14 protein-coding genes and 2 pseudogenes are annotated in these 14,311 nt (G+C 50.6%); 10 read left to right on the top strand and 6 right to left on the bottom strand.

Annotated features, from left to right (window positions below; translation table 11 throughout):
* Positions 1 to 303 (top strand): annotated as a pseudogene (locus JWF83_RS11450) (transposase); the annotation flags it as partial.
* A 404-nt stretch (positions 304 to 707) separates the two neighbouring features.
* Here the strand turns inward: JWF83_RS11450 and JWF83_RS11445 are convergent.
* A pseudogene (locus JWF83_RS11445) lies at positions 708 to 794 on the bottom strand (ABC transporter permease); the annotation flags it as partial.
* Positions 795 to 920: 126 nt separating this feature from the next.
* Between JWF83_RS11445 and JWF83_RS11440 the strand changes: the two are divergent.
* Positions 921 to 1,667 carry a LuxR family transcriptional regulator gene (locus JWF83_RS11440; protein WP_413650323.1) on the top strand — a complete coding sequence of 249 codons (747 nt, stop codon included), beginning with the start codon at positions 921 to 923 and terminating at the stop codon, positions 1,665 to 1,667.
* An 11-nt stretch (positions 1,668 to 1,678) separates the two neighbouring features.
* Complete coding sequence (locus JWF83_RS11435; protein WP_413650322.1) at positions 1,679 to 1,855, top strand: hypothetical protein; 177 nt, start codon at positions 1,679 to 1,681, stop codon at positions 1,853 to 1,855.
* On the opposite strand, the gene JWF83_RS11430 is transcribed toward JWF83_RS11435, so the two are convergent.
* Positions 1,820 to 2,590 carry an ABC transporter permease gene (locus tag JWF83_RS11430; RefSeq protein WP_413650321.1) on the bottom strand — a complete coding sequence of 257 codons (771 nt, stop codon included), beginning with the start codon at positions 2,588 to 2,590 and terminating at the stop codon, positions 1,820 to 1,822. The genes JWF83_RS11435 and JWF83_RS11430 overlap by 36 nt on opposite strands.
* Positions 2,587 to 3,510, bottom strand: coding sequence for an ABC transporter ATP-binding protein (locus JWF83_RS11425; RefSeq protein WP_413650320.1), 924 nt, complete (start codon positions 3,508 to 3,510; stop codon positions 2,587 to 2,589). Before JWF83_RS11425 ends, JWF83_RS11430 begins: the two co-directional genes overlap by 4 nt.
* 112 nt (positions 3,511 to 3,622) lie before the next feature.
* Between JWF83_RS11425 and can the strand changes: the two genes are divergently transcribed.
* Positions 3,623 to 4,285 (top strand): carbonate dehydratase, encoded by a 663-nt coding sequence (gene can / locus JWF83_RS11420; RefSeq protein WP_413650319.1) that lies wholly within the window; start codon positions 3,623 to 3,625, stop codon positions 4,283 to 4,285.
* 92 nt (positions 4,286 to 4,377) lie between these two features.
* Here the strand turns inward: can and hpt are convergent, their stop codons facing one another.
* Positions 4,378 to 4,914, bottom strand: a complete 537-nt coding sequence (gene hpt, locus JWF83_RS11415; RefSeq protein WP_413650318.1) for a hypoxanthine phosphoribosyltransferase — start codon at positions 4,912 to 4,914, stop codon at positions 4,378 to 4,380.
* Between the two features lie 261 nt (positions 4,915 to 5,175).
* On the opposite strand from hpt, the gene JWF83_RS11410 reads away from it, so the two are divergent.
* Positions 5,176 to 6,459, top strand: coding sequence for a cystathionine gamma-synthase family protein (locus tag JWF83_RS11410; RefSeq protein ID WP_413650317.1), 1,284 nt, complete (start codon positions 5,176 to 5,178; stop codon positions 6,457 to 6,459).
* Positions 6,460 to 6,529: 70 nt separating this feature from the next.
* On the opposite strand, the gene JWF83_RS11405 is transcribed toward JWF83_RS11410, so the two are convergent.
* Both JWF83_RS11405 and JWF83_RS11400 read right to left on the bottom strand, forming a co-directional pair.
* Entirely contained in the window at positions 6,530 to 7,156 is a 627-nt protein-coding gene (locus JWF83_RS11405; protein ID WP_413650344.1) for a hypothetical protein, read from the bottom strand.
* Positions 7,157 to 7,425: 269 nt separating this feature from the next.
* A complete protein-coding gene (locus JWF83_RS11400) occupies positions 7,426 to 8,313 on the bottom strand; it encodes a LysR substrate-binding domain-containing protein (protein ID WP_413650316.1) in 888 nt (295 codons plus the stop codon).
* A gap of 267 nt (positions 8,314 to 8,580) precedes the next feature.
* Here JWF83_RS11400 and JWF83_RS11395 point away from each other — a divergent pair, with 267 nt between their 5' ends.
* The 5 genes from JWF83_RS11395 (at position 8,581) to aroD (ending at position 14,311) form a co-directional block, all read left to right on the top strand.
* Positions 8,581 to 10,080: a UbiD family decarboxylase gene (locus JWF83_RS11395; RefSeq protein ID WP_413650315.1), complete on the top strand. Its 1,500-nt coding sequence runs from the start codon at positions 8,581 to 8,583 to the stop codon at positions 10,078 to 10,080.
* Positions 10,081 to 10,092: 12 nt separating this feature from the next.
* A complete protein-coding gene (locus JWF83_RS11390; RefSeq protein WP_413650314.1) occupies positions 10,093 to 10,710 on the top strand; it encodes a UbiX family flavin prenyltransferase in 618 nt (205 codons plus the stop codon).
* On the top strand, positions 10,707 to 11,426 hold the full coding sequence (locus JWF83_RS11385) for a DUF554 domain-containing protein (RefSeq protein ID WP_413650313.1): 720 nt from the start codon (positions 10,707 to 10,709) through the stop codon (positions 11,424 to 11,426). The genes JWF83_RS11390 and JWF83_RS11385 overlap by 4 nt, the downstream gene beginning before the upstream one ends.
* Before the next feature lie 399 nt (positions 11,427 to 11,825).
* A complete protein-coding gene (locus JWF83_RS11380; RefSeq protein ID WP_413650312.1) occupies positions 11,826 to 13,364 on the top strand; it encodes a nitrous oxide reductase family maturation protein NosD in 1,539 nt (512 codons plus the stop codon).
* A gap of 62 nt (positions 13,365 to 13,426) precedes the next feature.
* Positions 13,427 to 14,311 carry a type I 3-dehydroquinate dehydratase gene (aroD, locus tag JWF83_RS11375; protein ID WP_413650311.1) on the top strand — a complete coding sequence of 295 codons (885 nt, stop codon included), beginning with the start codon at positions 13,427 to 13,429 and terminating at the stop codon, positions 14,309 to 14,311.

Genomic DNA, 14,311 nt, shown 5'->3' with positions numbered 1-14,311 from the left:
CATGAGAGGCCACATGAGGCGCATGGCGGGCAACCGCCCTCATCGGTATGGGTCCCTTCATTACGAATCTGGGACGGAAAAGTGCCGGATGTGGAGTATCCGGAAAGCTCAGCGCTCTGTCTGGTGTCACCGAAGGGGGCGATAAAAATCGGTGGAGGGCTGTTCCTGAGCGAAGCGCTACAGGGGGAGTACGTAAGGGTTCTGGAGGTGGATGACGGACTGGACGCGATCCTGTTCGACCGGATGATACTTGCTTACTACGACAGAGTTGAGCAGAGTATCATCCGGATCGACCCGACCTAAATGTGTTACCCATGTGGCCGGTCAGATCTGTAACCCATGTGGCGGTTGTACATAAATGCCGCCCCTACAGGGAATATCTGAAATATTGTAGGGGAGCCATTTATGGCTCCCGTAACATAAACACCGTTATCACGGCCGGTGCAAATCAGCGGCACGGGCGGCATAAATGCCGCCCCTACAGGGAATATCTGAAATATTGTAGGGGAGCCATTTATGGCTCCCGTAACATAAACACCGTTATCACGGCCGGTGCAAATCATTGGCGCGGCGGCATAAATGCCGCCCCTACAGGGAATATCTGAAATATTGTAGGGGAGCCATTTATGGCTCCCGTAACATAAACACCGTCATCACGGCCGGTGCAAATCATTGGCGCGGGCGGCGTACATACCGTCATCATGGCGGGTGCAAATCAGCGGCAGGTCATTGATACCGAGGAAGCCATAACGGAATCCGCTGATCATATACACGATGGGGTATGACAAATCCTGAAGCTACTAACTTATCATCTCTAATGGTAATATCATCTTAACTTTTTGTCTTGTTGAGACATTCGCCCCCCTTTCAATACGCAAAAATAATTATGCGGCGTTATAATTTTCGCTAAGGAGCATACTTTGCCAAGTATATATTTCAATAACGAAATAATAAACAATGATATTAAATCATGGTTAAGTAAAGAACTTCTAAAATTTGGTGATTTACGTTACGCATACGTAATTATGAAGAAAAACAACCCCAGTGATTTTTTCGGCTTATCAAATTATCCAGACCAGTGGGCTGATATATATATTAAAAACTCTTATCAATATATTGACCCCGTCACCATTACGGCACTAAATAATATTTCACCTTTTATCTGGAGTGAAGAACTTTTAATTAAAAATGGAGTTAAGTTAAAAAAGGTTTTTGATATTGCTAAAAAGCATAATATTGTTAATGGTTATACTCTGGTGGTTCATGATGCCAAAAACAATCTGGTTACCCTGACCATCCTGATTGATGACGCTAACAAAAATGAGCTCACAAATTATCTCGTCGGTAACAGAGAAAAATTACAGATGCTACTTATCGACACACACACCAAATTACTCAATCGTTATAACGAAGAAAACGATAACCTCAGTAGTAAATATGACAATAATAAAGAGCTTCTCTCAGCAAGAGAGAATGAAGTTTTGTACTGGGCCAGCATGGGGAAAACTTACCCAGAGATATCAATTATTCTTGATGTAACAATTAGCACAATAAAGTTTCATATGGGTAATGCAGTTAAAAAACTGGGTGTATCTAATGCTAAACAAGCGATAAGATTAGGTATCGATTTTTCACCCTCAGAAAAGACCTTTACAAAAACCATCTAAATTGGACGGTAATGTGTTCAGGAAATAGCGTGTTTGACGACTATGACAATCAACAAACCACATATATTATGGCTATTGATGGCAATTTCGGTATAGATAATTTAAGAATGTTTCTCCCTCCCCGGATAAATGGGGAGGGGGATTCTACTCGCCTACGTCCGCAGGCCACGTCCACGTTGAATCAGTGACCATACCAGCGCATAAAACACCACAATAAAGGCAATCTGCACCGCCAGCGTAAATACCAGTGGTACGTCATTGATACCGAGGAAGCCATAGCGGAATCCGCTGATCATATACACGATGGGGTTAAGCTTCGACACCACCTGCCAGAACGGCGGCAACAGCGTCAGTGAGTAGAACACGCCGCCAAGATAGGTCAGTGGCGTCAGTACAAAGGTCGGAATCAGGCTGATATCGTCAAAAGTCCGGGCAAACACCGCATTTAACAGCCCGGCCAGTGAAAACAGAATCGCCGTCAGCAACAGCGTAATCGCCACCATCCCCCAGGAGTGCACATGAAACGGCACAAAAAACAGTGAAATGGCCGTGACCAGCACCCCGACGCAAATACCGCGCGCCACGCCGCCGCCAACATAACCGGCAATAATAATATGGGTCGGCACCGGCGCAACCAGCAGCTCTTCAATATTGCGCTGGAACTTCGCGCTAAAAAACGACGAAGAGACATTGGCGTAGGCATTAGTGATCACCGCCATCATAATCAGACCCGGTACGATAAACTGCATATAGCTGAAACCATGCATATCGCCAATGCGGGAACCAATCAGATTACCGAAAATGATAAAATAGAGCGTCATGGTGATCACTGGCGGCAACAGCGTCTGAACCCAGATACGCGCAAAGCGGTGGATCTCTTTTTCCCAGATACTCTTTAGCGCTATCCAGTATAAATGTGTCATGCCTTCACTCCTTTCTTCTGCGTCAGTCCCACGAACAGCTCTTCCAGCCGGTTCGCTTTATTGCGCATACTCAGCACCTGAATACCCTGCGCGCTAAGCTGACTGAACACGCTATTAAGCCCCTGCTCACGCATCACCTCCACTTCCAGCGTCGAGGTATCCACCAGGCGATACTGGAAACCTTCAAGCTTTGGCAACGGGCTTTTTGCCGCCAGATCGAGAATAAAGGTCTCAGATTTCAGTTTGGCAAGCAGCCCCTTCATCGAGGTGTTTTCCACCAGTTCGCCACTCTGAATAATGCCGATATTGCGGCACAGCATCTCAGCCTCTTCCAGATAGTGGGTGGTCAGAATAATGGTGGTGCCCTTGGCATTAAGATCTTTCAGAAACACCCACATCGAACGACGCAGCTCAATATCAACGCCTGCCGTCGGTTCATCGAGGATCAGCAGTTTCGGCTCATGCATCAACGCCCGGGCAATCATCAGACGACGCTTCATCCCGCCAGAGAGCATGCGCGCACGTTCGCTACGTTTCTCCCACAGATCAAGCTGCTTCAGGTATTTTTCCGCACGGGCTATCGCCTCACGCTTCTCAACACCGTAATAGCCCGCCTGATTCACCACGATCTGCATCACGGTCTCAAACGGATTGAAATTAAACTCCTGCGGCACCAGTCCGAGCTGGCGTTTGGCATTGACCACATCGTGCTGCAGGTCATAACCAAACACCCGCACTTTGCCGGATGTTTTATTTACCAGCGAACTGATAATACCGATGGTAGTGGATTTTCCCGCTCCGTTGGGGCCGAGCAGCGCATAGAAATCACCAGCTTCAACATTCAGATCGATCCCTTTTAGCGCCTGAACGCCGCCAGGGTAAGTCTTGGCCAGTTTTTCAAGTTCCAGTGCATAAGTCATAGGTAAAAGCGTACCCTGTTTTGGATGGTTTTCTTGTTTGCCGTTTTAAATTTCGTGGCGTTGGCCTATAGTACTGCAACGCTCTTTGACTTGTTACAGGTCGTTAATATTCATGAAAGACATAGATACCCTCATCAGCAACAACCGCGAATGGTCCAAATTGCTGGTGGAAGAAGATCCTGGTTTTTTCGAGCGCCTGGCTGATGCGCAAAAACCCCGCTTTCTGTGGATTGGTTGTTCTGACAGCCGCGTGCCTGCTGAGCGTTTAACAGGTCTTGAACCCGGTGAGCTGTTTGTGCATCGCAACGTGGCAAACCTGGTGATTCACACCGATTTAAACTGTCTTTCTGTGGTGCAGTACGCGGTTGAAGTGCTGGAAGTCGAACACATCATCATCTGCGGCCACTATGGCTGCGGCGGCGTTCAGGCAGCGGTTGAAAACCCGGAACTGGGGCTGATCAACAACTGGCTGCTGCATATCCGCGACCTGTGGTACAAACATAGCTCATTGCTGGGTGAACTGCCGCCAGAAAAACGCTTTGATAAATTGTGCGAAATCAATGTGATTGAGCAGGTCTACAACCTGGGACACTCGACGATCATGCAATCTGCATGGAAGCGCGGCCAGAAAGTGACTATTCATGGCTGGGTATATGGTATCCACGACGGTTGCCTGCGCGATCTTGAAGTCAGCGCCACCAATCGTGAAATCCTCGAGCAACGTTACCGCCACGGTATGTCCAATCTGCTAACCAGCCCCGACAGTCACCGCTAATCCCGGGGCGGCATGCATGCCGCCCGTCTCAACAGTGCCGCAAGGATATAACAGGCCGGTGAGTTCGGCCTTGGTCGATTGTGCTGTAGGAATTACTCTTCGAGGATCACGACTTTGCCGACATACGGCAGATGGCGATAGTGCTGGGCATAGTCGATGCCATAGCCGACCACAAACTCGTCGGGAATGGAAAAACCAACATATTCCACATTCACCGCCACTTCGCGACGCTCCGGCTTATCCAGCAGCGTACAGATCGCCAGTGACTTCGGTGCCCGCAGGCTAAGAATTTCACGCACTTTGCTAAGGGTATTACCAGAATCGATAATATCTTCGACAATCAGCACATCTTTACCGCGGATATCTTCATCGAGGTCTTTCAGGATCTTCACATCACGGGTGCTGGACATGCCGCTACCGTAGCTGGAGGCAGTCATAAAATCGACTTCGTGAGAGACATCAATAGCGCGGCACAGATCGGCCATAAACATAAACGAACCGCGTAACAGGCCAACCAGCACCATATCGCTGCCGCTGTCACGGTAGTGTTCAGAGATCTGTTTGCCGAGTTCGGCAATGCGGGATTTGATCTCAGCTTCGGAGATCATCACTTCTACGGTATGTTTCATAGCATTCAGATTGGTTGCGGGAGGAAAGCAACGCAGTCTATCACATTTCGCCGTTGAAGCATGCTGTTGCGCAACCTCAATCGCACGCGGGCGGCAAAAACCCATCCAGACGGATAGACTGCTAAAAATAACAAAGATAATATTTAATATCGCGAACGGTTTTAACCATAGAACGTTAATTCATTTACCGACACGATCACCTGCATGCTAGCGTATGCTCAAAATATCGTATTAACAGTTGCCGCAATGGCAGGAGATCGCATGACGTCGCCACACTCGAAGAAAACCCATATCGGCAACCGTGAACTGCGGCCAGAAACGCAAATGCTCAACTATGGCTACGACCCGGCGTTGTCTGAAGGGGCGGTAAAACCACCGGTCTTCCTCACCTCAACTTTTGTATTTAACAGCGCTGAAGAAGGGCGTGATTTCTTCGACTATGTCTCCGGCCGCCGCGAACCGCCAGCGGGCAGCTCATCAGGGCTGGTGTACTCGCGCTTTAATCACCCCAATAGCGAGATCGTTGAGGATCGGCTGGCAATCTATGAACGTTGTGAAAGTGGCGCGCTGTTCTCTTCGGGCATGTCAGCGATCTCTACCACTCTGCTGGCGCTGGTCAAACCGGGGGATGCGATTCTGCATTCTCAGCCGTTGTATGGCGGCACGGAAACCCTGCTGAGCAAAACCTTCCGCAACCTCGGTGTCGCCACCCAGGGTTTTGATGACGGTGTTAATCAGGCATCGGTGCAGGCCGCCGCCGATGCCGCTCTGCAACAGGGACGTATCGCGGTGATCCTGATTGAGTCACCGGCCAATCCCACCAACAGCCTGGTGGATGTGGCGATGATAAGTCGCGTCGCCGATGTTATTGCGCAACGACAGGGGCATCGCCCAATCATCGCCTGTGATAACACCCTGCTGGGGCCGGTGTTCCAGCGGCCACTGGAACATGGCGCCGATCTCTCTATTTACTCATTAACTAAATACGTAGGCGGCCACTCGGACCTGATTGCCGGCGCGGTACTCGGCAGCAAGGCATTAGTCGGTCAGATTAAGTCGCTGCGCGGCGCCATTGGCACCCAGCTTGATCCCCACTCATGCTGGATGATTGGCCGCTCGCTGGAGACACTATCGCTACGCATGGAGCGGGCGAACAGTAATGCACAGGCGGTGGCAGAATTTCTGCGCGACCATGCCAAAGTGGAAAATATTCACTATCTGTCGTTTCTTGATGCGCAATCCGCTGCCGGGCAAACCTTTAGCAGGCAGTGCAGTGGCGCGGGTTCAACCTTCTCTTTCGATTTACGCGGTGGGCAGGCATCGTCTTTCCGTTTTCTCAACGCGCTGCAGCTGTTTAAGCTGGCGGTCAGCCTTGGCGGCACGGAATCACTTGCCAGTCACCCTGCCAGCACCACCCATTCCGGCGTACCGGTTGAGGTGCGCGATCGCATTGGTATCCGGGCATCAACCATTCGTTTATCGATAGGTATCGAGGATAAAGACGATTTAATTGAGGATTTGCGTCTGGCGCTGGAACTCGCCTGAATCAGGCACGCTCCGTTGGCGGTAGCTATCATCGGCCGCCAACGGGATATTACCGGTCAGAATGCTAAAATCAGGCTTTATTCTGCATAATTTTCAGTATCTTGCCAAAACTGATAGTTTTACTGCCAATTTTGGTCATCCCATCCTCCGGCAGATAACTGAATTTCACATACAGAATTTGACCACTGCCCTTTTCGGTTTCCTGCAATTTCTCCAGCGCATCATGCAGGCTTTTCAGATCGCCCGGCATACCAGCGGCATCAGTAATAATAGTGCCGAACGGCAGAAATTTCTGCGCCTGCTCCACTGTTGTAATCAGCAAATCACTCAGCGGAAATAGACCAATAAAGCGTTTCCTCGGGACATATTTCGTGATGCCCATATAAATATCCGGCAACTCAGCGATCTGATTCTCAATACCACGCGTTTCATGCTGCAGAAGAAATGTGCTGATCTCCACCGGGGTGCCAATTAATACCAGCGGTTTAACTCCCGCGCCTTTTTCCGAAAAAATATATTCATTCCTGCTATTTCTGACCGCTTTCTGCAATTCGCCACGATCAACAATCAGACTGTAATATTTCCCCTCCTTTACCACCGGCTGCGGCTCACGCCACATATCGACCGTTGCTGCGCTGGCGGCGCCCGAGCTGGCAAAACCCAGCGCAAGCAACAAGGTTGGAAGCATTTTTTTCATCATCGATATCCCTCTCAATTTATTTATCCGACAACTATTGGCATTGTTTAACCAATAATAGTAATCCTGTATTGCGATAAACAATTCCATACTGGCGGGGCCATGCTAGAGCAGATTAATAATCCTTACCATAAACAAACACTCAATCAGCCGGCGATTCACTACTTTAAGAATAACCGCCGACGGAAACCCTTTATTGCTGACACGTGGTGCAAAACCGGATGAAAAAGGATTTCAGGCGCGGTCAGATAATTAGCACGTTTTTATCATCAGCACAGCAATTCCCGGGCATAATCAATAAAATCGCGTACCGAACTATTATGCAAATGGCTCTGCCAGCTGAGCGCCAGCGTCGTGGTCGCCAGCGGATCGTCCAGATGGCAATACCCCACCTCCGGTATCATCAGTGAAAGCTGCGTTTCCGGCGCCAGCGTCACCCCCATACCAATAGCCACCAGGCCAATGGCGACCGAGACATCGCGGGTAAACTGAATCTTTTGTGGCGTAAAACCGGCACGCAGGCAGGCCGAGAGCGTTGACCACCCCAGGCCGACGCCGGGCGGATCTTTTTGAATCAGGAAAGCGTCGTTTGCCAGATCGGATAAAGCAATCCGCTGCTTATGCAGTAACGGATGGTGATGCGGCAACACCGCGATCAGCGGACGTGTCGTCACCTTCATATATTCCAGCTGCTGCTGATGGGGAACCGGGGTACGGATCAGGGCAATATCCAGTTGATCATTGAGCAACAAGGTTAATTGCTGGTTAACATCATGTTCCTCAATGGCAATATCGACATGGGGATTTTTTTTTCGATAACCACTGATTAACATCGCCAGCACCGGATCGATAATCGACGATCCGACATATCCCATCCTGAGCTGACCTTTAAAACCGCGGCACAGACTGCGGGCAGTTTCACGAATCTTCTCATAATGGCTAACCGCCAGCCGCGCATCAGCCAGTAGCTGTGAACCTTCGTGGGTCAGTGCCACATTGCGCCGGTTGCGCAGAAACAGCATCAGCCCCAGTTCCTGCTCCAGTGCCTTTATATGCTGGCTTAGCGCCGGCTGGGCGATATTCAGCCGGCTGGCGGCTCGGCCAAAATGCAACTCTTCCGCCAGCACCTGAAAAGAGTGCAGTTGTCGGTGATCCATAATGTCTCCGTATCAATCCATCAGCCGGGTTATAGCGCCGGTTTTTGCCGCTGCGCCGCGCCATTATGTGACAAAAACTTATAAAAATCCCTTATTAAAAATCCGGTATTTATTATTGGACTTAAATCACTGACTTGCTGAGACTGCAGAGACAGCAACGCCGAGACTGGCTGTAACCGACAAATTCCAGCGCGTTGTTGCCTCGATAGCGTCAGTGGCGGGAGATGCTGATGCTTTGCCGATAAGATGATTTTGAGGTTCATTTGTATGTCTGAAACGAAAAAACATGATGCTCCGCCGAAAGTGACGGACCTGCGTTCCGCGCTGGCAGTGCTGAGCCAATATGATGATGAGTTAATTTACACCGATGAACCGGTCGACCCGATCGCCGAACTCTCGGGCGTCTATCGTTATGTCGGCGCCAACGGCACCGTGCAACGTCCAACCCGGCAGGGGCCGGCGATGATTTTCAATAAAATCAAAGGTTATGATGATATGCGCGTGCTGATTGGGCTGCTGTCATCCCGTCAGCGCGTGGCGCGCCTGTTTGGCACCACGCCGGAAAATCTGGCATTTATGCTGAAAGACTCGGTTAATACGCCAATCGCGCCGATCGTTATCCCGCGTGAAAACGCGCGGTGTCAGGAAGTGGTTCATCTGGCGACCGATGCTGATTTTGATATTCTGCGCCTGCTGCCCGCGCCAACCAATACCCCGGAAGATGCCGGTCCCTACTTTACCCTTGGTATGTGTTATGCCGCCGATCCGGAAACCGGTGAACACGATGTGACCATTCACCGCCTGTGCGTACAAAGTAAGGATGAAATTTCCATGTACTTTGTGCCGGGCCGTCACCTTGATGTGTTCCGCCAGAAAGCCGAAGCCGCGGGTAAACCGCTGCCAATCTCTATCAGTATTGGCGTAGACCCGGCGATTGAAATTGGCGCCTGCTTTGAACCGCCAACCACGCCACTGGGTTTTGATGAGCTCTCTATTGCCGGTAGCTTACGCGGTCAGGCTGTCGAACTGGTGGATTGCATCAGCGTAAAAGCACGCGGTATTGCGAATGCCGAAGTGGTGATTGAAGGTGAATTACTGCCAAATTACCGGGTACGCGAAGATCAGAACACCAATAGCGGTAAGGCGATGCCGGAATTCCCTGGCTATACCGGTAGCGCACAGGCACAGGTGCCGGTGATTAAAGTCAAAGCGATCACCCACCGCCGCCACCCTATTCTGCAAACCTGTATCGGCCCGAGCGACGAACATACCAATATGGCGGGTATTCCTACCGAAGCCAGCATTCTGCAAATGGTAGAACGCGCATTACCGGGTTTTGTCCAGAATGTGCATTGTCCGTCTCCGGGTACCGGTAAATACCTCGCCGTGCTGCAGGTGAAAAAACGCACCGCGCAGGACGAAGGCCGCCAGGGCCAGGCGGCATTGCTGGCCTTCTCGGCGTTCTCGGAACTGAAGCATGTGATGCTGGTAGATGAAGACGTTGATATTTTTGATCTCAGCGACGTGATGTGGGCGATGACCACCCGGTATCAGGGAGATGTCAGCACCACCTTTATCCCGGGTCTGCGTTGCCATCCACTTGATCCGTCATCGGATCCGGCCTTCAGCCCCTCGATTCGCGGCCATGGTATTGCCTGTAAAACCATTTTCGACTGTACCGTCCCCTACAGTATGAAAGCGAATTTCCAGCGCAGCCAGTTCCTTGAAGTCGATGTAAATCGCTTTATTCCCGGTTTTAACAAGTAAGCAGGAGAGGGTATGTCAGGGTCGGAAAATTCGCTAAAAAAATCGCGTCTGATTGTCGGCATCAGCGGAGCCTCGGGTTTCTCTTATGGTGTCCAGGCACTGCGTTTCTTACGTCAGGCGGGGGTGGAAAGCCATCTGGTGATTTCGCCAGCAGCTCATCTGAACCGGGAACATGAAACCAGTCTGAGTGCGGAAGACGTGATGGCGCTGGCGGATGTGGTGCATCCTATCCGTGCGGTCGGCGCGGCAATTTCCAGTGGGTCATTTCAGACCAGCGGCATGCTGGTCGCGCCCTGCTCCATGCACTCCCTGGCTGCCATCGCCAATGGCGTAACCGATAATCTGCTGACCCGGGCGGCAGATGTGGTACTGAAAGAGCGCAGACGGCTGGTATTGATGGTGCGGGAAACGCCATTACATGCCGGTCATCTGCGAAATATGCAGCAAGTGACTGAATGTGGTGCGATTATATTCCCGCCGGTACCGGCGCTGTATGCCCGGCCACAAAGTGTCGGGGAGATCATCTCCCACAGCGTGGCACGGGCGCTGAGTCTGTTTGGTATTGATTGCGCGGAACTACCGCGCTGGGGTGAGACCGTGGCCTTATTGAGTGGGAGTGAAGAGTCGTGATTATTGGACCGTATATTAATGGCGCTGCCGTACTGATTGGCGGTATTGTCGGGGCACTACTGAGTAACAAACTGCCCGAACGCATCCGCACCTCGATGCCGCTGATTTTTGGCGCCGCCTCAATGTGTATGGGGATCATCCTGGTGAATAAAGTTTCCCATATGCCGGTGATGGTGCTGTCGGTGATCCTCGGGGCGTTACTGGGAGAGTTAGTCTATCTCGAAAAAGGCATCGGTAAGCTGGGCGGTAAAGCGCGCGGGCTGGTTGAATTGCTGGTGCGTTCAGAACCGGGCAGCGAAGAGTCACAGGCGCAATTTTTACAGAGCTATGTGGCGATTATTGTGCTGTTTTGCGCCAGTGGCACCGGGATCTTTGGTTCCATGCACGAGGGTATGACCGGTGATTACAGTATCCTGATTGCCAAGTCTTTCCTCGATCTATTTACTGCGGCTATCTTTGCCACCACCCTCGGTTTCGCGGTGGCGATTGTCGCGCTGCCCCAACTGATTATTCAGTTACTGCTGGCCTATGGCGCCATATTTATCCTGCCGCTGACGACACCGGCAATGCAGGCGGACTTTTCCGCAGTGGGCGGCGTGCTGATGTTTGCCACTGGTTTCCGTATCTGTGGTATCAAGATCTTCCCGGTCGCCAATATGTTGCCAGCTTTAGTATTAGCAATGCCGATATCTTCGTTATGGAGTAGTATTTTTTAATCGGCAGCACCAGCATATATTAATGGCAGGATAAATTAATTCATCATTAATTACCCTGATAGCTTGGATATGTAATTAAACTTAGATTATATTTATATTTTCCTCCGCTGCGATAATAATCGCAGTGGGGGTTTTTGTGTGTGAAAAATAATATTAAATACAAAATTTATTATATTATTCAGTGCTATTTTATTGACCTGAATCATTATTTTTACAGGCAATCGCAGTACATTAACCACGTTTTCAAAAATAAAAAACAGAATAATTACTTCAACAATACTTCAGATAAAAATGGGATGCTGCAGCCTGAAATATCAGCTGTATATATCTGAAAGGTCAAATGGCACCAGGGGCGCCTTTGCCTTGAATTATGGTAAGAAAAATCAAGGTGGTATTAAAGTGAACAAAATAACTTTGGTCATACTGCTTTCCTGTCTGCTGCCTCCTGCTCTTCAGGCGGCGGAAAACGGTGAGCAACCCCGGCAGGTTTTACCGGTCACCTCTTATGCGGATGATGGTAGTCAGGGAACGTTGCGCTGGGCAGTGGAAAAAAACAATCAGCAAGCGGGTCATTACCGTATTGAGCTACATGCTATCGGTAAAAAACCCTTTGTTATTAAGCTAACACAGCCATTACCCCCCATCAGGGGGCCGGTAGAAATCATTAACACCGACTGGCATAAAGACAATAATTATGTTGCCATCGACGGTTCAGGCTATATCACACCGGTTGACCCGCAAGCCTGTCCGGGCGCCGTAGCCGGCCAGTATGGCGCCAATGTGCGAACCACCAGCTTACCGGGTCTGGTGTTACGCGATACCGATCATGTGACATTACAGGGTCTGGAGATTAAAAACTTTTGTGTCGGGGTATTGATTAACCGCGCCAGCGATAATGTGCTGGAGGATAACCGCATTGTCGGCAACCATGGCGGGGCCGGTATTATGTTAACCGGCGATGATGGTAAAGGTAATTCAACCACTACCACCACGCAAAGAAATAAAATTATCCGTAATACTTTTATCAACAATGGTGATGCGATGGAAGCCACCCGTGGCGCATCATTTAATCTGATAGCGGATAACTTTATTACTACTGATAAAAGTAATAAAGAACCCTCCCAGGGGATAGAGTTGCTATGGGGTAATGATAACGAAATTATTCGTAACCATTTTGAAAATTACTCCGATGGCGTACAGCTGAACTGGGGTAACCGAAACTATATTGCCGCCAATACCTTTAGCAACCTGTCGTCTGGCGTCACCATAAGCGGCAGCGGCAATATCGTTGATGGCAATACGATGATCGGCAACCGGGTCGCCGTTTCGGTTCGTCCACAGGGTGAACCAGGTAAAAATGGTAGTTTTGGTATTAATCGCATCACCGGGCCATCCAACAACCGCATTACTGAAAATATCATGATCGATAACGGCAAAGATATTCAGCGCTGCTTTGCCGGTGGTGATTGCCTGCCAAATCAGGCCGGGGCGATTGTATTTAATGTGCCGGGACTGGAACACGCCGACTTTATTGGTAATCGTGGCGGCGGTATCAGTAATGACACCAGTAAACTGGAGAAAATCTGCGCCATTGATGGTCAGTCTGCCGGTTGCGAGCCTGCCGGCAACGAAGGCCAGACCGCCCCGACACTGGGTAAAGTCAGCCGGCATAACGACCAGCTCAGCGTCGACGGCCAGGTATCAGGCGTGGCTAATACGCTGTACAGAATCGAGTTTTTCTCTAACAGCCGCGCTGACGAAAATGAAGCGGAACACTTCCTTGGCTATCAGATGGTGCCGTTAAATGCCAGCGGCAAAGCCAGCTTTCATTATCAGCAGACGCTGTCTGCCGACCTGAAGGTTGCCAATGTTACCGCGACCGCAACCAATAGTGACTGGGCAACATCACCACTGAGTCTGCCTGCCGCAACCCACTAAATTTATCCATCCCGCCTCCCGGTGGCGCTGAACGCGTCCGCCGGGTATCAGAGAGAAAGAAAATGAACACAACACACGCTTTGTTAACTGCCACCCTGTTAATGACCTGCGGTATTTCTGCGGCACAGGCGGCAGCAACCAGCGCGCCTGCAGCGGTAGTGGCGGCACGCCATGCACAACCCATCACGATTCGTAATACCGTTATTGGCGAGGGAATGCCGAAAATTATCGTTCCCACTACCGGCAATAGTGCCGATACGGTGCTGGCCCAGGCCAAAGTGATAGGTAATAACCCGGACGCCGACCTGATTGAGTACCGCATCGACTATCTGAATTTTGCCACTGACCCGGTAGCGGTTACGGCGCTGGGCCAGCAAGTGGCGCAGGCGGCACAGGGTAAACCACTGCTCCTGACCTTTCGCACCAAAGCAGAAGGCGGCGCAAAAGCCATCGCCGATGCAGATTACGGCAAATTATATCTGGCGCTGATTAAAGGTCACTTTATCGATCTGCTGGATGTGGAGATGTTCCGTAACGCCGCCGTGGTCCATCAGCTGGTGGCGGCCGCGCATCAGGCCGGGATTAAAGTGATAATGTCGAGCCATGACTTTCAGAAAACCCCCTCCGGCGCGGAAATTATCGCCCGCTTACGCCAGCAGGATGCGCTGGGCGCCGATATCCTGAAAATCGCCGTTATGCCGCATTCAGCGGCGGATGTGCTGACATTGCTCTCAGCGTCCGATCAGGTCCGCGAGAAATATTCGCGCAAACCGCTACTGACGATGGCAATGGGTGGCGCCGGGGCGATTTCACGCCTGTCTGGTGAAGTGTTTGCCTCCGATCTCACCTTCGGCATGATCGGTGAAGCCTCTGCACCCGGTCAGGTTGATGTCGCCAGCCTGCATCAGGTGCTGAATGTTATCGATCAATCGGTAAAGACAAAATAA

The sequence above is a fragment of the Pantoea sp. B65 genome (assembly GCF_047308185.1).
Lineage (GTDB): Bacteria > Pseudomonadota > Gammaproteobacteria > Enterobacterales > Enterobacteriaceae > Erwinia.
This window is presented reverse-complemented; position numbering and strand designations above follow the sequence as displayed.